This window comes from Dactylosporangium sp. NPDC051087, from assembly GCF_055586325.1.
The window spans coordinates 38,003-58,174 of record NZ_JBVJIJ010000043.1 but is presented as its reverse complement, the minus strand read 5'-3'; the positions used below and the strand labels follow the sequence as shown (position 1 = coordinate 58,174).

The window sequence follows — 20,172 nt, the reverse complement described above, 5'->3', positions numbered from 1 at the left end:
GGATCCAGAAGGGCGCCGGCAGGTGGCCGGCGCCCCGTAGTCCGCAGGCGGTCAGAGCCGCGCCTGCTTGCCGCGGGCGTGCATGTGCTGCATGGGTCCGAGGTTCCCGGCGGGCGGCGGGCCCTGCGGCGGCCGCTCGTTGCTGGCGTGCGTCATCCCGGACGCCGACGCGATGCCGCGTGCGATGGTCGCCGGGGTCGCGGTGATCGGCCGGTTCGTCGCGGTCTTGGTGCTCGCGCCGGCGGCCGTCCGGGTGGCGGCCTCCTCGCAGAAGCGCTTGAAGCCCTTGAGGTCGGCCTTGAGCCGCCGGTTGAGGACCTCGACGGCGTGCTGCTCGGTCGGCATCAGCTCGCGGGCGTCGATCTGCAGCTCGGCGATGACCCTGGTCATCCCGTCCGCCATCGGCTCCAGCCGGAGCGCCTCGCTGACCTGCGGACCGTCCATGGCCTCCCAGCAGAGGAACTCGCCGGGCCTGGACTCGGTGATCCGGGCGTCGAACTCCGCGCGGTTGCCGCCGATGTCCAGCACCATGTGGGCCGTCGAGGCGTCGATCGGCGCCATGCTCATCACCCCGGACATGAACTGGGGGTAGTTCTCGAAGTGGGTGAGCTGCTCATACGCGACGCCGGCCGGGACGGCCACCTCGATGGACTCTCGCGCGGTGCTCATTGGCGGTCCCCCTTGATCTCGGATGCCAAACACCGTACCGACGGGTACGCCCTACTTGAGACGGATTCGCGGTTTCTGCAACAACAGCGGTTTTTCGGCGGAGAACGCCGATGACCCCCGCGGAGAACGCGGGGGTCATCGGTCACCGGGGGAGGTGGGTTCAGACGGTCAGGGTCCAGCTGTCCAGCGTGCCGGTGTCGCCGGCGAACACGTCGCGCACCTGCAGGGTCCAGACGCCGTTGCGGGTCTCGGAGGACAGGTCGACGGTGTAGGTCGCGTTCAGGTTGGCCACGTCGTCACCGGAGATGGAGGACTTCAGCTTGTACGCGGTGCCGTCCGGCGCGATCAGGTCGAGGCGCAGGTCGCCACGGTCGGTGTGCTTGACGGCGACCTTGACGGTGGCGGTCTTCGAGCCCGTGCCGGTGCAGTTCGCGACGGTGATCTTGCTGTTGACGACGGCGCGGTCGGCGATGAAGTAGTCGGCGCCGTTGGTGACCGCGGCGCAGTTGGCCGGGGTGGTCGGGGTGGTCGGGGTCGTCGGCGTGGTCGGGTTGGTCGGGGTCGTGGGGTTGGTCGGCGTGGTCGGGGTGGTCGGGGCGGCGATCAGGCCGGTGACGTTGAGCAGCTTGTTCGGCGAGCCGTTGCCGGCGCCGGTGACGACGTTGCTGACGGCGGCGTTGACGATCGCGTCGCGGACCTGCGCCGGGGTGGCGGTCGGGTGACCGGCCAGGTAGAGCGCGGCCGCGCCGGCGACGTGCGGGCTGGCCATCGAGGTGCCGCTCATCTTGGTGGTGCCGGTGTTGCCGCTGTTGGCGCTGGACAGGATGCTCACGCCCGGGGCGAACAGGTCGAGGCAGTTGCCGAAGTTGGAGAAGCTGGCGCGGGCGTCCTTGCTGTCGGTCGCGCCGACGGTGATCGCCTCGGGCAGGCGGGCCGGGGACTTGGTGCAGGCGTTGGCGGAGTCGTTGCCGCCGGCGACCGCGTAGGTCACGCCGGACGCGATCGACTTCTTGACCGCGTCGTCGAGGGTGGAGCCGGCCGAGCCGCCCAGGCTCATGTTCGCGACGGCGGGCTTGACGGCGTTCTTGGTCACCCAGTCGACGCCGGCGATGATCTGCGAGTAGGAGCCGCTGCCCTGGCAGTCCAGCACCCGGACGCCGACGATCTTGACGTCCTTGGCGACGCCGTAGGTCGCGCCGCCGACGGTGCCCGCGACGTGCGTGCCGTGGCCCTGGCAGTCGGTCGAGTCCGAGTCCTTGTCGACGAAGTCGTAGCCGGAGCGGGCGCGGCCGCCGAACTCGCTGTGGGTCGCCCGCACGCCGGTGTCGATGATGTACGCGGTGACGTTGCCGGCCGGGCCGTAGGTGTACGAGCCGTTGAGCGGCAGCGCCGCCTGGTCGATGCGGTCCAGGCCCCAGGTCGCGGAGGTCTGCGTCGCCTCGATCTTGACGATCTTGTCCTGCTCGACGTACTTGACGGCCGGGTCGGCGGCGAGGCGGCGCGCGGAGGTGGCGCTCATCTTGCCGGAGAAGCCCTTGACCGTGCTGTCGAACCGCGTGCTCACCGAGCCGCCGACCTTGCCCGCGAGGGCGTCGGAGGTCGTCGTCGAGCCGTCCTTCAGGACCACGATGTAGCGGTCCTGGAGCGCGCCTTCCTCGCCGGCGCCGCGGACGGTGCCCAGTGCGGGGGCGGCCGAGGCGGTGGAGGCGAAGGAGAAGGCGCCGGCAGCGGCGGCGGTCATGGCCAGGACGGTGAGAACGCGGCGGTTCAGCATATTTCTACATCCCTTGCTTTCAAGTTCTTAGTGGTCATCGCCTTGCAGAAATAAGATTGCGGGCCGTGAGGAGCACGCTCGGGACCCTGCGAGTAGCAGGGAAGTTGCCTGCTCAGGCCCGCGTCGCCCACCCGGGCGGACCTCCCCGGGCGTCCTCACGACACCCGCGCTCAGGCCCGCTGACTGCTTGGTCACGCCGGCTCCCCAGACGCGGCAAGGCCCGCCTGGACGGGTCCAGGCGGGCCTTGGCGAGCGGGTCGGGTCAGAGCTTGACGTTGAAGCGCGGGTCGGCGGCGATCTTCTTGAAGCCGGCCAGGGCCTCCGGGGTGTCGTCCATGCGGATGTCGTGCCCGTTCTGGTCCTTGGCGGTCTCGAAGTAGACCAGGCCCTTGATCTGCGGCATCTTCGCCAGCTGCGGCAGCACCGTGGCGTACACGTCGGCCTTGTTCTTGCCGTCGACGGTCGGGGACGAGTCGTAGACGCCCCACTCGGCGACCATGATGGGCTTGGTCGGGTGGTTGGCGGTGGCCCAGGTGTACCAGCCGGGGAACTTCGCCGGGTTGTTGGTGCGGTTCATCATGTAGTTGAAGTCGCCGGTGTGGAAGCCGCCGGGCTGCGCGTTGTTGTAGGTGTCGACACCGACCCAGTCCACGACGTCGTCGCCGGGGTAGAGGTCGCCCCACCAGGAGGTGTTGTTCCACTTCTCGTAGTTCATGTAGGCGACGACGAAGACGGCGTTGGTGACCCCGTTGGCCTTCATGCGCAGCACGGTGTGGCGGAACATCGCGGCGTAGTCCTTGGCGGTCATGCCCGAGCCCGCGGTCGCGACGACGTCGTTCTCCGGCTCGTGGTGCAGGACCATGAAGAACTTCTTGGTGCCGTAGTTGGTCTTGATGTAGGTCGAGAGCCGGTCGATGCGGGCGTCCTGCTCGCCGTTGGCGACGTTGGCCCACTTGGTGCCGTAGCCGACCTTCCAGTTCAGCATCAGGGTGCGCGGGTTGGCCGGGTCGCTCGTCATGTCCATCTCGCTCTTGGTCGGGAAGAGCTCGTCACCCTTGTGGTAGGTGTGGTAGACCGTCGACGTCCGGCCGGACTTCTGCTCGAAGGTCTTCAGCGCCTGGTCGCGGGGCACGTCGGAGAAGCCGCCGGCGGCCGCGCCCCACAGCACGCCGCAGGACGGGACGAGCTTGGCGTCGACCTTGCAGTCCTTGGCCGGCGCGGGCGTCGTGGGGGTCGCTTCCGGCTTGGTGGGCGTCGTGACGGGCTTCGTGGGGGTGGCGACCGGCTTGGTCGGCGTCGCGACCGGCTTGGACGGCGCGGGCGCCGGGCGGGACACGGTCACGTTCAGGACGGGCTGGCCGGTGGCGGCCTCGGCGGACCTGAAGCGGGCCGGGACGTTCGCGACGCGGGAGGTCACCGCGAACGTGTAGGTGCCGGCGCCCTTGACGACCGAGCTGACGTCGAAGGTGACGGCGGCCGCGGTGCTCTTGGGCTTGACGGTGCTGACGACCGCGCCGACCGCCGGGTCGTTCTTCGCCGACAGCGCCTTCTCGGTCCACGCCGTGTCGGCGACCTTGCTGATCGACAGGGCGCTCGGCAGCGCCTTGCCGGAGTGGGTCAGGGTCACCGCCGCGCTCTTGACGGTCACACCCGCGCCGGGGTTCGCGACCGTGAACTTCAGGTACGTGACCATCGTGTCGGCGCCCGCGCGGCCGGCCACGAGGGTGTCGGAGGCGCCGAAGTTGTACGACGGGCGGCTGCTGGAGCTGTAGCCGTCCTCACCCGCACCGGTCCGGACGACATCGGTGGTCGCGGCGCCCGCGCTGCCGGCGAAGAAGACGGTGCCGGCGGCGGCACCAATGGTGAGGGCGGCGAGCGGCATCAATGTGCGGGTGTGACGGCGAATCATCTATACGGGTCCTTCCGTGGCTGGCGAATCCTGTGCAGCGGTGGTGCCGCCCGGCGTTGTCATCCGGACCTCCACAAGATTCGGCGGCCCGGGTTACACCCCTGGTTCGCCGGAAGTTGCCGTTCGGGTGTGCCCCCCTTCCGCCATCTGTCCACAGTGGACCTGCTGAGCGTGCACCACGCTCAACGGCAGCTGGCCGGCGGGCTGGTGTCGCGAAGTTGCGGAGGGGGTATGTGACGTCCATCGGTGACGCATCAGACGAACGGACAGAGTCGGCAACCTGCCAGTGACCAAATGCCAACGCTTACGAACTAGTCGCTCAAATCAGGCGAACGTACTGTTAGTTAGGTAAGGCACAACACCCGGAAATGCCACATTTCAAGCAGCAGCTGACCGCTTCGACTCGAGGAGACTGAGATGACCCCGATGCTGATCTCGCGCCCGGCCGTTCACGTCGTCCCCGAGCTGACGGGGGAGCGCTGCGACAGCTGCGGTGCCGCCGCCAAGGCTCGCGTGACGTTCGGCTCCTCCGGTGACCTGTCGTTCTGCGGTCACCACACCAACAAGTACGCCGACCGGATCGCCGCCACGGCGGACAAGATCGTTGTCGAGGCGGGCTTCGACTGGCGCGGCTGACGACTCTCGCCGAAGGCGGGTTCTCCTATGGGAGGGCCCGCCTTTTGCTTGCGCGCGTGTTGTCCGTTAGGTGCCGAAAAACCGGATATGTCATAGCTAGCATCGGAGCGTGCGACGCAAGCCGAGCCCGTATCCCCGCCCCGCCCCCATGCCGGGCCGGCCGTCCACGCTGTTCGTCGTCGCCGGCGTCTTCCTGATCGCCTTTTCCGCGTCGGTACCGGCGATGCTGCATCAGGCGTTGTCCGGCATCGCGATGCTGGTCGCGCTCGGTGCCGCCGGTGCCGCCGTGCTGCTGGTCAGGCAGCGGTCCGACCGGCTCAAGCGGTCCCTCGCCAGCTCGTCGGCGCGCAGCAAGGGGCTGGAGCGGGAGCTGCGCCAGCGCGCCACCCGTGATCCGGTGACCGGGCTGGCCAACCGGCGGCAGCTCACCGACCGCCTCGACGCGGTGCTCACCGGCGCGTCGCCACCCGGCGTGACGGTCGCGCTGCTCGACCTCGACGGCTTCAAGGACGTCAACGACACGCTCGGCCACGCCGCCGGCGACGAACTGCTCAAGCAGGTGTCGCACCGGCTGCGGGCCGCGCTGCCGCACGCCGACGTGCTCGCCAGGCTCGGCGACGACGAGTTCGCGGTCGTCTGGCGCGGCACGGACCACTCCTTCGAGGACGTCTTCGCGCACCTGCGGCCGTCGTACCCGGTCGCCGGCCGCCAGGTGCACCTCACCGGCAGCGCCGGCCTCGTCGCGGTCGGCGACCAGCGCAGCTCCGCCGACGTGCTGCGCGACGCCGACCTGGCCCTCGACGCGGCGAAAACCGCCGGCAAGGACAGGATCGTCCGGTTCGAGCCGGACCTGCGCGCCGCCGCGGCCCGCCACCACGAGCTCGCCGCCGGCCTGCGCCGGGCCGTGGTCCGCGCCGACTCGGAGTTCGTGCTGCACTACCAGCCGGTCGTCCGCCTCGGCGACGAGCGGGTCACCGCGGTCGAGGCGCTGCTGCGCTGGCCGGCCGGCGGGGTGCCGCCGCTCACCTTCGTCCCCGTCGCCGAGGCCACCGGCCTGATCGTGCCGCTCGGCTGGTGGGTGCTGCGGCGGGCCTGCACCGACGCGCGGGAGTGGTTCGAGCGCGACGGGGTCGCCGTCACCGTCAACGTGTCCGGCCATCAGCTGCGCGAGCAGGACTTCGTGGAGCGGGTCCTCGCCGTGCTGGAGGAGACCGGCCTGCCGCCCGCCGCCCTCGTCCTGGAGCTCACCGAGTCGGTGCTGGTCGACGACGCCGAGCGCACCGCCCGTCTCGGCCGGCTCCGGGAGCGGGGCGTCCGCATCGCCGTCGACGACTTCGGCACGGGATATTCGTCGCTGGCGTATCTGGTACACCTCCCGGTCGACATCTTGAAGATCGACCGGACGTTCACGGCGTCGGGCGTGGACTCCACCCTGATGCGGGTGATCCTGCAGCTGGCGGAGGGGCTGTCGCTCGCCACCGTGGCCGAAGGGGTCGAGACGGCCGCGCAGGCCGCCGCGCTGCGGTCCCTGGGGTGCCAGTACGCGCAGGGCTACCTCTACTCCCGGCCGCTGCCCGCGGGCTCGCTGTTCACCTGAGCCGCCGGCCGCTGTCACCCTGCCCGCAACCCGGCGGACACGGCGGTACACCCGCGGGAGCGTGTGATTGGAGGAAGCCGAAGGGGGTACAAGATGACACCGCAGCTCCTGGAACATGTCCGGGCCGAAGCGCTGTTCGTCTCCGACGTGCAGTCCTCCGATCCGATGAGCCCCGAGCGCATCCGCACCGCGGTCATGCGCAGTGTCCGCCTGCACGGCCCGCGTGGCTGCGCGGCCTTGGTCGCCCACGAGTTCGGCGAGCACCCCGACACCGCGGTCGACCGGATGGGCTGGGTCCTGGGTGCCGTACGGCTGGCGTACGCCGGCTGAGGTTTTCTTGTCGTACCCCTGGGTGAGAATCCGGGGTATGAGATTCGTCGAGCTGGCCTCCGTCTCCGCCGCAGTCGCGCGGACCTCGGGGCGCAACGCCAAGATCGACCTACTCGCCGACGCGCTGCGGAAGCTTCCGCCCTCGGAGCTCTCGCCCGGCGCCTCCTATCTGTCCGGCGAGCTGCGGCAGCGCCAGACCGGTGTCGGATATGCGTCGCTGCGCGACCTCCCCCCACCCGCCGAGACCCCCACCCTGTCGGTGACCGACGTCGACGAGGCCTTCGCGGCCATGTCCCAGCTGTCCGGCAAGGGCTCCCAGGCCGCCCGGCGGGAGCGGGTCGCCACCCTCTTCGCCGCCACCACCGAGCCCGAGCGGCACTTCCTGATCGGCCTGCTCAGCGGCGAGCTGCGCCAGGGCGCCCAGGCCGGCCTCCTCGTCGACGCCGTCGCCCGCGCCTCCGGCGTCCCCATCGCGCAGATCCGCCGCGCGCTGCTGCTCGCCGGCGACCTGAAGCTCGTCGCCGTCGACGCGCTCACCGGCGGCGCCGACGCCCTCGCCGGCTATGCGCTCACCGTCGGCCGCCCGCTCGCCCCGATGCTCGCGCAGAGCGCCGCCACCCCCGCCGACGCCCTCGCCGACACCGGCACCCCCGCCGCCGCCGACACGAAGATCGACGGCGTGCGCATCCAGGTCCACCGCGACGGCGACCAGATCTCCGTCTTCAGCCGCAGCCTCGACGACCTCACCGGCCGCGTCCCCGTGGTCGTCGAGGCCGTCCGCGCCCTCGACGTCGCCTCGATCGTCCTGGACGGCGAGGCCGTCGGCGTCGACGACACCGGCCGCGCCGTGCCCTTCCAGGAGACGTCGAGCCGCGCCGCCCGCCGCGACGGCACCGCCGTGCTCCAGCCGTTCTTCTTCGACATCCTGCACCTCGACGGCACCGACCTGCTCGACGAGCCGGCGTCGACCCGCTGGGCGGCCCTGGAGCGCGTCGTGCCGGCCGCCCTCCGCGTCGAGCGCACCATGCTCGACACCCCCGACGAGGCCGAGCGGGTGTTCGCCGCCGCCGTGGCCGCCGGTCACGAGGGGCTCGTCATCAAGTCCGCCTCCGCGCCGTATGACGTGGGCCGCCGCGGCTCCGCCTGGGTCAAGGTCAAGCCCCGCCACACCCTCGACCTGGTCGTCCTCGCCGTCGAGTGGGGCCACGGCCGGCGCAAGGGCTTCCTGTCCAACCTGCACCTCGGCGCCCGCGACCCGCAGACCGGCGGCTTCGTCATGCTCGGCAAGACCTTCAAGGGCATGACCGACGAGATGCTCCGCTGGCAGACCGAGCGCCTCCGAGCCCTCGCCACCGAGGAGTCCGACTGGGTCGTCAAGGTCCGCCCCGAGCTGGTGGTGGAGATCGCCTTCGACGGCGTCCAGAAGTCGCCCCGCTATCCGGGCGGGGTGGCCCTGCGCTTCGCCCGCGTCCTGCGCTACCGCGAGGACAAGCGCGCCGAGGAGGCCGACACGATCGACGCCGTCCGCGCCATCCACACCCCGCCCCCGGGCCCCGACGCCTGACCGCCCCCACCTTTGAGCGGGTCAGGCGCGGGTCAGGCGGGAGCGTCGTGGAGCTCGTCCAGGAGGTCTTCGGGCTCCGGGCCGCGGGCCTCCTTGCGGGCCAGGTAGGCGAAGCCGCAGAGGGTGAGGACGGCCAGGAGCCACCACTGCAGGACGTAGCCGGCGTTCTGCAGGGCGTTCTGCTTCTCCGGCGTGACGGCGGTCAGGCCCGGCGCGGGCTGGTCGGTGCTGACGTAGGCGTCGTAGATCGCGTAGGGCATGACCGGGGCGATGACGGACGGGGTGATGCGGCGGATCTCCAGGCGGCCGTTGACCTCCTTCGGGGTGCCGCCGCGGCTCTCCGACGGGCGCAGGCGGCCGAGGACGGTCTGCTCGCCGGCCGGGGCGGCGGGCACCGTGGGCATCGCGAGGGCGCCGGACTCGGCGGGGGCGACCCAGCCGCGGTCGACCAGGACCGCGGTGCCGTCGGGGAGGACCAGCGGCGTGAGGACCTCGAAGCCGACGCGGCCCTCGACGGTCCGGCCGCGGACGAGGATCTCGCGGGAGGGGTCGAAACGACCGGTGACCTGGACGCGGAGCCAGTCGGTGTGGTCGGCCGGGGCGGCGGCCACGGTGCCGGCGGCGCCGGTCGGGCGGGGAGCGACGTCGGTCAGGGGGACAGGGGTGGCCGAGGTGCCCGCGGTGATGCGCGCGTTGATCGACGCGCGCTGGTGATAGCGGTCCAGCTGCCAGAAGCCCAGCAGCACCATCACGGTCGCCGCGGCGACGGTCAGCGCGGCGTAGCCGAGCCACCGGGGCGAGACGAGAAACCGGTACACAAGCATGCACGGTATCCGGTGCGTTCCGGACAGTCGCTGTGGCGCCCACCCGGTATCGTCCGGGACACACGTTTGCCCCAGCGCCAGAGGAGCATCATGAGCACGATCCCGAGGCTGGTGATCAGCGCGCCATCCTCCGGTCACGGCAAGACTGCCGTTTCCGTTGGCCTGTTGTCCGCGCTGTCGGCCCGGGGTTACCGGGCCGCCGGGTTCAAGATCGGTCCCGACCACGTCGACGCCGCGTATCTCGGTCTGGCCGCCGGGCGGGCGGGGCGCAACCTCGATCCCCGCATGGTCGGCGCGAAGCGGATCGGGCCGTTGTTCGCGCACGGGGCGGGGTCGCTGGACATCGCCGTCGTCGAGGGGACGATGGGACTGTTCGACGGGCTCGCCGGGCGCACCGACAGCGAGTCCACCGCCCAGATCTCGGGGCTGCTGCGCGCGCCGGTGGTCCTGGTCGTCGACGTGGGCGCCATGGGGCAGTCCGTCGCCGCGCTCGTGCACGGCTTCCGGGCCTATGACGAGCTGCTGTGGCTCGGCGGCGTCATCCTCAACCGGGTCGCCTCCTCCCGGCACGAGCAGCTGCTGCGGGAGGCGCTCGACGACATCGGCGTGCCCGTCCTCGGCGCGCTGCGCCGGCACGCGCTCACCGACATCGGCGACGCGGGCGCGCCGCTGCCGTCGCGGCACCACGGGGTCGCGCCGGTCGTGCACCACAACCTCGACGCCGTCCGGGCGGTCCGCCGGCTCGGTGAGGTGATCGCCGGTGCGGTCGACATCGACCGGACGATGGCCCTCGCGCGTTCCGCACCCAGGCTGACCGCCGACGCGTGGAGTGCCGCGGAGGAGGTCGCCGCCGCGCGTGCGGCCGAGCCGGCCGTCGCCCGGATCGGCCGGCGCCCGGTCATCGGCGTCGCCTTCTCCTACCCGGAGACCGCCGAGCTGCTCACCGCCGCCGGGGCCGAGGTCGTCCCGTTCGACCCGCTGCGTGACGAGTTCCTGCCCGACGGGGTGGACGGGCTGGTCGTCGGCGGTGCGCTGCCCGAGTCCTACGCGGAGGAGCTCGGCTTCAACAGCCGGCTGCGCTCCGCGGTCGCCGCGCACGCCGCCGCCGGCAAGCCGATCGCCGCCGAGGGCACCGGGCTCGTCTGGCTCTGCCGCGACTTCAACGGCCGGCCCATGTGCGGCGTCGTCGACGCGTCCGCGCGCGAGACCGACCTCGTCGTCCTCGGCTACCGGGAGGCCACCGCCCGCAGCTCGTCGGTCCTGCTGCCCGTCGGCGCCCAGGTCGTGGGCCACAAGATGCACCGCACGACGATCAGCCCCCGGGCCGGTCTCCAGGCCGCGTGGACCTGGGCGGGCGGGCCGGCGGAGGGCTTCGTGCACCGCGGGGTCCACGCCTCCTACCTGGGCCTGCACTGGGCGGGCACGCCGTCGATCGCGTCGCGCTTCGTGGCCGCCGCCGGCGCGACCGCCACGCCCGTGCACGGTCAGTGGACGACGCCGAGCACGCATCCGTACAACCGCCCGTCCGTGGTGCCGGCGGCGCAGGCCCCGTCCGGCGGCACCACCCTGCAGTTCCCGGCCGCCGCGACGTCCTCGGCTCCGGGCGGTGCCGGCTCCGCGCCCCTCGGCCTGACGAAGCCCGACCCGAACCGGGCCCCGACCGCCGCTGCCGCTCCTGCCGCTGCCGCCCCTGCCGCCGCCGCTGCGCCTGCCGCCTCTGCGGCCCCGGTCGTCTCGGCTGCCGCGGCCGCTCCGGCCGTGGGGGGCACCTGGACGGCGCCCGGTGCTCCGCCGGCCGCGCCGGTGTCGGTCCCCGGTCCGGTGTCCGCGCCGGGTGGGTTCTCGGGCCCGCCGACCACGTATTCGCCGCCGGCGCCCGTCGTGGGTCCTGGCTCGGTGCCCGCGGCCCCGATCTCCGCCCCGTCGACCTATGCGTCCCCGGCGCCGCCGCGGTACGCGTCCCCGGTGCCGGCGTATGCGCCCCCTTCGACGTACGCGTCGCAGGCCCCTTCGCCGTATGTGTCGCCGGCGCCGCCGGAGTACGCCGAGGCCGGAGAGGCCCCGGAGGAGCCGGGGGAGCCTGTCGAGGCGCCGACCGCGGTCCTCCAGGCGCCGGCCCAGGACGGCGACGGGGAGGCGGAAGGGATCGCGTCGAGCCCGTTCGGGCCGACGAGCAGGGCCGGCGTCGCACTGGTGTCCGCGAGCCAAGCAGCGGGCGCGAGCCCAGCGGGCGCGGGCCAGTCCGGCGCGGGCCAGTCCGGCGCGCGTGAGTCCGGTGCGGGCCAGGCAGGTCTGGGTGAGTCTGGTGCGGGCCTGGCAGGTGCGGGTCAGTCTGGTGCGGGTCAGTCCGCTGCGGGCCTGGCAGGCGCGAGCCAGTCGGGTGCGGGTCAGTCGGGTGCGGGCCAGTCTGGTGCGGGCCTGGCGGGTGCGGGTCAGTCCGGTGCGGGGCGGGCGGCGGGGGTGGGCACTGCGGTGGCGCCCGGGGCCGGGCCGTCCACCGCGACCGCTGGGGCGAGCGTTGGGGTGCCTTCCACCCCGAACGCGCCCGCGGACGCCGCCGAACTGCCACAGTCTGGGGTTGTGCCCACGACCGTCTCAGCTCCGCCAGCGACCGCCCAGCCGCCGACCACCGATCCGGTAGAAGCCGCAGCAACCGCAAGAGCCGTGAACGCGACGCCGCGGGAGGTGGGGGCCGCTGAGCCGGCCGGCACTGTCGGGGCGTCCGGGCCCGTCTCCGGGGCGGGCGTCGCGGGGGCGCGGATCGCCGGTGGCGGGGTCCAGCCGGTGTCGACGCCGCCGTTGAGCTCGCCGGGCGCGCAGACCGGCAACCCGTGGGCGGACGCGCCGGCCACGTCGTCCGCGGTGCCGGTGTCCTCGGCGCCGATGCCCCCGACCGTGGCCGCGCCGGTGTCCGCCGCGCCCGCCGGGATGACCGTGATCCCCGCCGGGTCGGACCTGGTGGCCGCTGACGAGGCGCCGACCGCGTACCTGCAGCTGCCTGCCCAGCAGGGTGTCCCGCTCGGTGCCGGTGACCACAGTCCGGTCTCCGCGCCGCCCGCCTCGGCGGGAGCCGCGAAGGACGAGGACGGGCCGCCGACGTCGGGCCCGCCCGCGGGTGGTGCGACGGAGGCCGCCTAGTGTCCACCTGGTCGGTGGCGTTGCGCCGCTTCCCGTCGCTGTCGGTGCAGACCCCCAGGTTGTCGGTGCGGCCGCTGTGCGCCGACGACGACAAGCGGATCGGTGAGATCTTCGCCGACCGGCTCGTCCGGCGCTGGCTGCCGATGGCCCAGGACGACCACACCGAGTTCGACGGCTACGCGTGGTGCACCGAGCTGGCCGTCGAGCGGCGCGACAGCGGCGCCGGTGACCACTACGGCATCGTGCGGCGCGAGGACGAGCGGCTCGTCGGCTGCCTGTGGACGAAGAACACGGACTGGGTGACGAGGTCGACGGAGATCGCGGGCGCGGTGGCCGCCGACGCCCGCGGCTACGGCGTCGCGCCCGAGGCCGTCGACGTGCTCGCGCTGTCGCTGCTGCTGGAGCACCGCTTCCAGCGCATCGAGCTGCGGGTCGCGCCCGGCAACGTGGCGGCGCGGCGGGTCGCGGAGAAGGCCGGCTTCACCTACGAGGGCCTGATGCGCAACGCCGGGTCGCTGCACAGTGGCCGGGTCGACCTCGAGAGCTGGTCACTGGTCCAGGCCGACATCAGCGCCGGCGTCTGAAGAAGGCCGCCGGCGGCGAGGAAGCCGCCGACGCCTGAAGAAAGCGTCGGGTCGTGAAGAAGCCGCCGGCGGTGAAGAAGCCGCCGACGCCTGAAGAAAGCGTCGGCGGTAAAGAAGCCGGTGGTCACGATGAGCCGCCGGCCGTGAAGGCCGGCGGGTCGTGAGGGAAGTGAAAGTCGGCGGTCGTGAAAAGGCCGGCGGTCGTGCGAAGCCGCCGGCCTGAGGAACCGGCGATCGTAAGAAGGCCGCCGGTGCGTGGAGACGCCGTCAGCGCCGGTTCTTGTAGGCGCGCGGCTTGGCGTTCGCGCCGTACGCGACGATGCTGCTCGGCGGCGTGAACTGGCGCACGGCGGTGCCGGCGAGGGCGTCGCGGAGCGTCTCGGCGACCGCCTCGCGGGGCTTGCCGGCGTTCGCGGAACCGACCCGGTGCAGCGGGTTGTCCGGGTCGGCGATGAACCCGGCGATCGTCAGCCCCGGCGTCATGCCGACGAACCAGGCGGCCCGGTTGTCGTCGGTCGTGCCGGACTTCCCGGCGACCGGGCGCTTCACGGTCGGGTAGACCCTCGACGCGGTGCCCCCGCCGCCGCAGTCCCCGGCCGCCGCCTTGAAGCCGGTCACACACCGCGCCGCGTCCACCGCACCCCGCGCGACGTCCGGCGACAGGACCTGGGAGCAGCGGGGGCGCGCCACCGGTACACCCGCCGCGTCCAGAGCCTCGGAGCCGTCGGGCTGCCGGATGGAGGTGACCGGGATCGGCTCGCAGTGGGTGCCGTCGGCGGCGACGGTGGCGAACGCTCCGGCCATCTCCAGCGGGGTGGTGTCCGCCACGCCCAGCGTGAACGCGCCCCACGTCCTGGCCTTGGCGGGGGAGGCCTGCAGCTTGTCGATGCCCGTGCGCCAGTGCAGGCCCAGGCGCTCGGCCATGCGGACCGCCGCCTCGGCGCCGACGCGCTGCTCCAGCTGGACGAAGAAGGTGTTGACGGACTTGCCGAAGCCCGACCACATGGTCTGCCGGCCGGTCATGGAGCCCGACGCGTTGGAGGGGCACCAGCTGTCGACGCCGCAGCGGGCCGGGCTGTCGCGGCCGGTCTTGTACTTGGACACGAAGGTCTTCGGCGAGTTGATCGCGGTGGACAGCGGCATGCCCTGCTCGAGCGCGGCGAGCATGGTGAACATCTTGAACGTGGACCCGGCCTGGTAGCCCGCCATGTCGCCGCCGCCGAGCAGCGGGTTGACGGTGTTCGGATAGTTGCCGCGCAGCCGCTTGCGCTGCCGGGGGTCGGAGTGCGGGCCGTTGCTGGCCCGGTCCAGGGAGTACGTGCGGTTCACGGCCATCGCGCGCACCAGCCCGGTGCCGGGTTCGACGGCGACCTGCCCGAGCGCGTAGGAGCTGCGGGTCTTCTCCCGCTTCAGCACCTGCGCCTGCGCGATGTCCTGGATGCGCGGGTCGAGGGACGTGACCACGGTGTACCCGCCGCGCCGCAGCCGGTCCAGACGCTCCTGCGGGGTGGCGCCGAGCCCCGGCTGCGCGCTCCACCAGGAGCGGAACATCGCGCAGAAGAAGCCCCAGCCGGCCTTCGTCTCCAGGCAGTCGTTCGGCGGCTCGCTGAGCTTCAACGCGATCGGGGTGGTGCGGGCGGCCGCGGCGTCGGTCTCGCCGAGGTACCCCAGCTGCGCCATCCGGTCGATGACGTAGTCGCGCCGGGCGGTCGCGGCGGTGGCGTCGGTGGCCGCCGGGTCGTACGAGGACGGCGCCTGCACGAGCCCGGCGAGCAGCGCGGCCTCCGCGACGGTGAGGTCGGCGGGCCGCTTCGAGAAGTACACCTCGGCCGCGGCGAGCACCCCGTAGGCGCGGTGCCCGAAGTAGGCGACGTTGAGGTACCGCTCCAGGATCTCCGGTTTGCTCATGTGCTTCTCGAGCTCGATCGCGAGCTTCATCTCCCGCAGCTTCCGGGCGCCGGTCTGCTCGGTCGCCTCGGACACCTCGGCCGGGGTGTCGGCGCTGTCGCGCAGCACGTTGCGCACGTACTGCATGGTGAGCGTCGAGGCGCCCTGCGAGACCGCGCCCGCCTTCTGGTTCGCGACGAACGCGCGGGCGACGCCCTTGAAGTCGACGCCGTGGTGCTCCCAGAAGCGGGCGTCCTCGGCGGCGACGATCGCCCGCTGGACGTTGGGCGAGATCGTGTCGAGGGTGGTGTACGTGCGGTACTCCTCGTAGAACTGGGCGAGGAGGGTCGTGCCGTCGGCCGCGTAGACGTGGCTGGTCTGCGCCGGCAGCGCCGAGCGCAGCGCGCCGACCGGCAGGGCCAGGGCGTCGGTGCCGCGTTTCACGCCGACGCCGGTGAGGGCGACCATCGGGTAGAGCAGCGCGGCGATCGCGAGGCCGACGACGAGCCCGGTCCGGACGAGGGCCAGGAGTCCGCCGGCCACTCGCAGCGTGCGCGCGATCACACCTCCAAGCTAGGACAAATCGCCTCGTCGTACGCGACGATCGCCTGATGCTGAGGTTCCACGGTGATGCCGAGGTCGCGCCGGGCCTGGTCGACCTGGCGGTCAACGTGCGACAGGAGACCCCGCCGTCGTGGCTCACCAGCCCGATCGCGGCGTCCCTCGCGCACCTGGCGCGGTACCCGGACCGGACGGAGGCGACCGAGGCGATCGCGGCCCGGCACGACCGGGCCGCGGACGAGGTGCTGCTGACGGCGGGGGCGGCGCAGGCGTTCACGCTCCTCGCGCAGGCGCTGCGTCCCGGGCACGCGGTGGTGGTGCACCCGCAGTTCACCGAGCCGGAGAGCGCCCTGCTGACCGCCGGCCACGAGGTGGACCGGCTGCTGCTCGACGCCGAGGACGGATTCACACTGAAAGATCCGCCGGAATCAGCGGATCTCGTCATTGTCGGTAACCCCACGAATCCAACCTCATGTCTGCATAAATCCGAACAAATCGCGAGCTGGTGGAGGCCCGGCCGGACGGTCGTCGTCGACGAGGCGTTCGCCGACACGGTCCCCGGCGAGCCCGAGACGCTCACCGGCAACCGGGACGTCGTCGTCATCCGCAGCCTGACCAAGACCTGGGGCCTCGCCGGCCTGCGCATCGGCTACGTCCTCGGCCCCAGCGACCTGATCGCCGAGCTCGACCGGCACGCCCCCCTGTGGAGCGTCTCCACCCCGGCCCTCGCCGCCGCGATCGCCTGCGCGTCGCCCCTCGCGGTGCGCACCGAGCGGGAGATCGCCGAGCGCCTCACGGGCGACCGGGACCACCTCGTCGCCGCCCTGCGCGCCGCGGGTGTCGAGGTCGCCGGCACGCCGCGCAGCTCGTTCGTCCTGATCAAGGTCGCCGGCGGCCGCCGGGTGCGCGAGGCGCTGCGGGACCGTGGCTTCGCGGTGCGACGTGGCGAAACGTTCCCGGGACTGGGCCCGGACTGGTTACGTATTGCCGTGCGGGACACTGCCACGAGTGACGCGTTCGTCGCGGTGTTGTCGAAGCTCCTTGGAGGATGAACATGCTGACGGAGACACTCGCGGCGATCCGGCCGCTCGACGACGAGGCGATCGCGGCGGCCCGGTCGCTGCAGGCCAGGCTCACCAAGCCGCCGGGCTCCCTCGGCGCCCTGGAGATGCTCGCGGTGCGCCTGGCGGGCCTCGCCGGCGCCTGCCCGCCGCCGATCCCGCAGCCCGCGGCGCTGGCGATCTTCGCCGGTGACCACGGCGTGCACGCCCAGGGCGTGACGCCATGGCCGCAGGAGGTCACCGGCCAGATGGTCGCCAACTTCCTGGCCGGCGGCGCCGTCGTCAACGCGTTCGCCCGGCAGTGCGGCGCGAGCGTCACCGTCGTCGACGTCGGCGTGAAGAGCACCCTCGACCCCGCCGACGGCCTGGAGATCCGCAAGATCCGGGCCGGCACCCGCGACCTGAGCGTCGAGCCGGCGATGACCCGCGAGGAGGCGCTGCGGGCGATCGAGACCGGCATCGAGATCGCCCAGCAGCTCGTCGACGGCGGCGCCAAGGTGCTGCTGACCGGCGACATGGGCATCGCCAACACCACCCCCTCGGCGGCGCTGATCGCGGCGTTCACGCACGCCGACCCGGCGTCGGTGACCGGCCTCGGCACCGGCATCGACAGCGAGACCCACGCCCGGAAGGTGGCGGTCGTCACGTCCGCGGTCGTCGGGCTGCACGCCGAGGACCCGGTCGACGTCCTCGCCGCGGTCGGCGGCCTGGAGCACGCCGCCCTCGTCGGCTACATCCTGCGGGGCGCGGCGCTGCGGGTGCCGGTGATCATCGACGGGGTCATCGCCGCGTCCGCGGCCCTCGCCGCCGCCGCGCTGGCCCCCGCCGCCACCGCGGCGATGGTCGCCGGGCACAGGTCGGCCGAGCCCGGCGCGAGCGTGGCGCTCAGCTATCTTGAGCTGGAACCGCTCGTCGACCTGGGCCTGCGCCTGGGCGAGGGCACCGGCGCCGTCCTGGCGCTGCCGATCGTGGCCAGTGCTGTCCGCGTGTTGCACGAGGTAGCCACTTTCGACTCAGCTGGAGTTGCCCACAAGTGAACCCATACCCCCTCGGTCTGGTGCTCCAAGGTCTGCGTGTCCTGGTGGTCGGCGGCGGTGCCGTGGCCACCAGGCGCGTTCCCGCGCTGCTCGAAGCGGCCGCGGACGTCGTGCTCGTCTCACCCCACATCACCCCCGCACTGCAGGCACACGTCGACGCCGGCCGGGTCACCTGGCACGCCCGGCGCTTCGAACCGTCCGACATCGAGGACGCGTGGCTGGTCCATGTGGCGGTCAGCGACCCGGCCGCGGCCGCCGCGATCAGCGAGCTCGCCGCGGCCCGCCGCGTCTTCTGCGTCCGCGCCGACGACCGGCACGCCGCCACCGCCTGGACCCCGGCGGTGACCCGGCAGGGACCGGTGACCGTGGCCGTCCTCGGCGGCGGCGACCCGGCCCGGTCCGTCGCCGTCCGCGACGCGATCGGCGAGCACCTCGCCGCCGGCTCCATCGTGGCCGCCACCCCACCGGAGGCGGCCCCCGGCAGCGTCGCCCTCGTCGGCTCCGGGCCCGGCGACCCGGAGCTGCTGACCGTCCGCGGCCGCCGGCTCCTCGCCGCCGCCGACGTCGTCGTCATCGACCGGCTCGCCGCCGGGCTGCTGCTCGACGAGCTGCGGCCCGAGGTCGAGCTGTTCGACGCCTCGAAGATCCCCTACGGCCCGTCGGCCGCGCAGGAGGAGATCAACCGGGTCCTCGTCGACCGGGCCCGGCAGGGGAAGTTCGTCGTGCGGCTCAAGGGCGGCGACCCGTATGTCTTCGGACGCGGCGGTGAGGAGCTTCTGGCCTGCGCCGCGGCAGGTGTACCGGTGAGCGTCGTGCCCGGCATCAGCAGCTCGATCGCGGTCCCGGCGGCGGCCGGCGTCCCGGTCACCCACCGCGGCCTCGCGCACGAGTTCGTGGTCGTCTCCGGCCACCTGGCGCCGTCGCACCCCGAGTCGCTGGTCGACTGGGCCGCCCTGGCGCGGCTGCGCGGCACGATCAGCATCCTGATGGGCCTGAAGAACCTGCCGGCGATCGCGGCGGTCCTGCAGGAGCACGGCCGCGCGCCGGACACTCCCGTGGCGGTGATCCAGGAGGGCACGACCCGCGACCAGAAGGTCGTGCGGGCGCAGTTGTCCACGGTCGCCGACGCGGTGAAGGAGGCGGCGCTGCGCCCACCGGCCGTCATCGTCGTCGGCCCGGTGGTGGACGCCCTCCGGACATGAGAGAAGGGGGCGCTGAGCCGGTCACGGCGCCCCCTTCTCCCGTCGTCGCTCAGGAGCGGTCCAGCTCCAGGGCGCAGCGGATCAGACCCAGGTGCGAGTACGCCTGCGGGTGGTTGCCCAGGGCGCGCTCGGTCAGCGGGTCGTACTCCTCAGGCAGCAGCCCGGTGGGGCCGGCGCACTCGATGAACTGGGCGAACAGCTCCTCCGCGTCGGCCCGCCGGCCGGTGCGCAGGTACGCCTCGATCATCCAGGTCGTGCACAGGTGGAAGCCGCCCTCGACGCCGGGCAGGCCGTCGTCCCAGCGGTACCGGTACACCGTCGGGCCCTCGCGCAGGTCGGCCTCGACCGCCAGTACCGTCGCCAGGAACCGCGGATCGTCGTCGGCGAGCAGCCCGGACAGCCCGATCCACAGCACCGACGCGTCCATCTCGTCGTAGCCGTAGGCGACGGTGTAGGCGCCGAGCTTCTCGTCCCAGCCCTTGTCCAGGACGTTCTCGGCGATGGTGTCGCGCAGCGGCCGCCACGACTCCGGCACGGGCCGGCCGGCCCGCTCGTAGAGCTGGACGCCGCGGTCGACGGTCATCCAGCACATGACCTTCGAGTAGACGTAGTGCCGGGGCCGGCGCCGCGCCTCCCAGATGCCGTGGTCGGGCTCGTGCCAGCGCCGCTCGACCGCCTCGACCATCTGCTCCATCAGGGCGAAGTCGCCCTCCTCCGGCGGGCGCAGCTCGGCCAGGGTGGTGACCAGGTCGGCGACCGGGCCGAACACGTCGAGCTGCACCTGGCCGTTGGCGGCGTTGCCGACCCGCACCGGGCGGGAGCCCGCGTAGCCGGGCAGCGCCTCGATGACCGCCTCGGGGCCGAGCTCCGTGCCGTCGAGGTTGTAGAGCGGGTGGAGCCGCTCCGGGTGCCCGTCGGTGTTCTCGGCGACCTTCAGCGTCCACTTCAGCAGCGACTCGGCCTCCTCGGTGGATCCGAGGTCGACGAGGGCCTTGGCGGTCAGCGACGCGTCGCGCAGCCAGCAGTACCGGTAGTCCCAGTTGCGCGAGCCGCCGACCTCCTCCGGCAGCGACGACGTCGCCGCGGCCAGGATCGCGCCGGTCGGCTTGTGCCACAGTCCGCGCAGCGTGAGCGCGCTGCGCCTGACCAGGTCACGGGCGACCGACGGCAGCTTCAGCGCGTCGGACCAGTCCCGCCACGCGGCCTCCGCGGCGACCTGCCGCTCGTCGAGCTGCACCCGCGGCGGCTCGATCGAGTCGGTGCCGAGCCGCAGCTCCAGCATGGCGGTGGGGGGGGGGGGGGGGAGGGGGGGGGGGGACCCGGGGGGGGCGCTTTTTCCATCGGAGCTGGTCTCCCCCGCTATGACGGGGGGGGCGGGACCCAACAGCTCTTTTGCGGC

Annotated in this window: 15 protein-coding genes; 9 read left to right on the top strand and 6 right to left on the bottom strand. The window is 72.9% G+C overall.

Translation table 11 applies throughout. From position 1 onward, the window contains the following. Positions 1-51 precede the first annotated feature (51 nt). From ACZ6TV_RS49510 to ACZ6TV_RS49500, 3 genes are all read right to left on the bottom strand, one after another. Positions 52-669, bottom strand: a complete 618-nt coding sequence (locus ACZ6TV_RS49510; protein ID WP_465307651.1) for an SRPBCC family protein — start codon at positions 667-669, stop codon at positions 52-54. 160 nt (positions 670-829) lie between these two features. Beyond that, positions 830-2,410, bottom strand: coding sequence for a S8 family peptidase (locus ACZ6TV_RS49505; RefSeq protein WP_465307649.1), 1,581 nt, complete (start codon positions 2,408-2,410; stop codon positions 830-832). Between the two features lie 295 nt (positions 2,411-2,705). Beyond that, positions 2,706-4,352: a CBM96 family carbohydrate-binding protein gene (locus ACZ6TV_RS49500; RefSeq protein ID WP_465307647.1), complete on the bottom strand. Its 1,647-nt coding sequence runs from the start codon at positions 4,350-4,352 to the stop codon at positions 2,706-2,708. 417 nt (positions 4,353-4,769) lie between these two features. On the opposite strand from ACZ6TV_RS49500, the gene ACZ6TV_RS49495 reads away from it, so the two are divergent. From ACZ6TV_RS49495 to ACZ6TV_RS49480, 4 genes are all read left to right on the top strand, one after another. Beyond that, positions 4,770-4,988: a DUF7455 domain-containing protein gene (locus ACZ6TV_RS49495; protein WP_465307645.1), complete on the top strand. Its 219-nt coding sequence runs from the start codon at positions 4,770-4,772 to the stop codon at positions 4,986-4,988. Between the two features lie 109 nt (positions 4,989-5,097). Further along, a complete protein-coding gene (locus tag ACZ6TV_RS49490; protein ID WP_465307643.1) occupies positions 5,098-6,585 on the top strand; it encodes a putative bifunctional diguanylate cyclase/phosphodiesterase in 1,488 nt (495 codons plus the stop codon). 93 nt (positions 6,586-6,678) lie between these two features. Next, on the top strand, positions 6,679-6,915 hold the full coding sequence (locus ACZ6TV_RS49485) for a hypothetical protein (protein ID WP_465307641.1): 237 nt from the start codon (positions 6,679-6,681) through the stop codon (positions 6,913-6,915). A gap of 37 nt (positions 6,916-6,952) precedes the next feature. Then, complete coding sequence (locus tag ACZ6TV_RS49480) at positions 6,953-8,479, top strand: ATP-dependent DNA ligase (RefSeq protein ID WP_465307639.1); 1,527 nt, start codon at positions 6,953-6,955, stop codon at positions 8,477-8,479. A gap of 32 nt (positions 8,480-8,511) precedes the next feature. Here ACZ6TV_RS49480 and ACZ6TV_RS49475 read toward each other — a convergent pair whose 3' ends face one another. Further along, complete coding sequence (locus ACZ6TV_RS49475; RefSeq protein ID WP_465307637.1) at positions 8,512-9,297, bottom strand: SURF1 family cytochrome oxidase biogenesis protein; 786 nt, start codon at positions 9,295-9,297, stop codon at positions 8,512-8,514. A 96-nt stretch (positions 9,298-9,393) separates the two neighbouring features. Between ACZ6TV_RS49475 and ACZ6TV_RS49470 the strand changes: the two genes are divergently transcribed. Both ACZ6TV_RS49470 and ACZ6TV_RS49465 read left to right on the top strand, forming a co-directional pair. Continuing rightward, a complete protein-coding gene (locus ACZ6TV_RS49470) occupies positions 9,394-12,441 on the top strand; it encodes a cobyrinate a,c-diamide synthase (RefSeq protein WP_465307635.1) in 3,048 nt (1,015 codons plus the stop codon). Then, positions 12,441-13,025 (top strand): GNAT family N-acetyltransferase, encoded by a 585-nt coding sequence (locus ACZ6TV_RS49465; RefSeq protein WP_465307633.1) that lies wholly within the window; start codon positions 12,441-12,443, stop codon positions 13,023-13,025. The genes ACZ6TV_RS49470 and ACZ6TV_RS49465 overlap by 1 nt, the downstream gene beginning before the upstream one ends. Before the next feature lie 267 nt (positions 13,026-13,292). Here the strand turns inward: ACZ6TV_RS49465 and ACZ6TV_RS49460 are convergent, their stop codons facing one another. Beyond that, entirely contained in the window at positions 13,293-15,476 is a 2,184-nt protein-coding gene (locus tag ACZ6TV_RS49460; protein WP_465307631.1) for a transglycosylase domain-containing protein, read from the bottom strand. 44 nt (positions 15,477-15,520) lie between these two features. Here ACZ6TV_RS49460 and cobC point away from each other — a divergent pair, with 44 nt between their 5' ends. From cobC to cobA, 3 genes are read left to right on the top strand one after another with little or no spacing between them, the layout of a single operon-like run. Beyond that, positions 15,521-16,525: an Rv2231c family pyridoxal phosphate-dependent protein CobC gene (cobC, locus tag ACZ6TV_RS49455; protein WP_465307679.1), complete on the top strand. Its 1,005-nt coding sequence runs from the start codon at positions 15,521-15,523 to the stop codon at positions 16,523-16,525. A 2-nt stretch (positions 16,526-16,527) separates the two neighbouring features. Then, positions 16,528-17,571, top strand: a complete 1,044-nt coding sequence (gene cobT, locus ACZ6TV_RS49450; RefSeq protein WP_465307629.1) for a nicotinate-nucleotide--dimethylbenzimidazole phosphoribosyltransferase — start codon at positions 16,528-16,530, stop codon at positions 17,569-17,571. After that, positions 17,568-18,773, top strand: coding sequence for a uroporphyrinogen-III C-methyltransferase (cobA, locus tag ACZ6TV_RS49445; RefSeq protein ID WP_465307627.1), 1,206 nt, complete (start codon positions 17,568-17,570; stop codon positions 18,771-18,773). The genes cobT and cobA overlap by 4 nt, the downstream gene beginning before the upstream one ends. Positions 18,774-18,822: 49 nt before the next feature. On the opposite strand, the gene ACZ6TV_RS49440 is transcribed toward cobA, so the two are convergent. Next, the coding region (locus ACZ6TV_RS49440) for a glycoside hydrolase family 15 protein (protein ID WP_465307625.1) at positions 18,823-20,172 on the bottom strand (1,350 nt) is incomplete at its 5' end.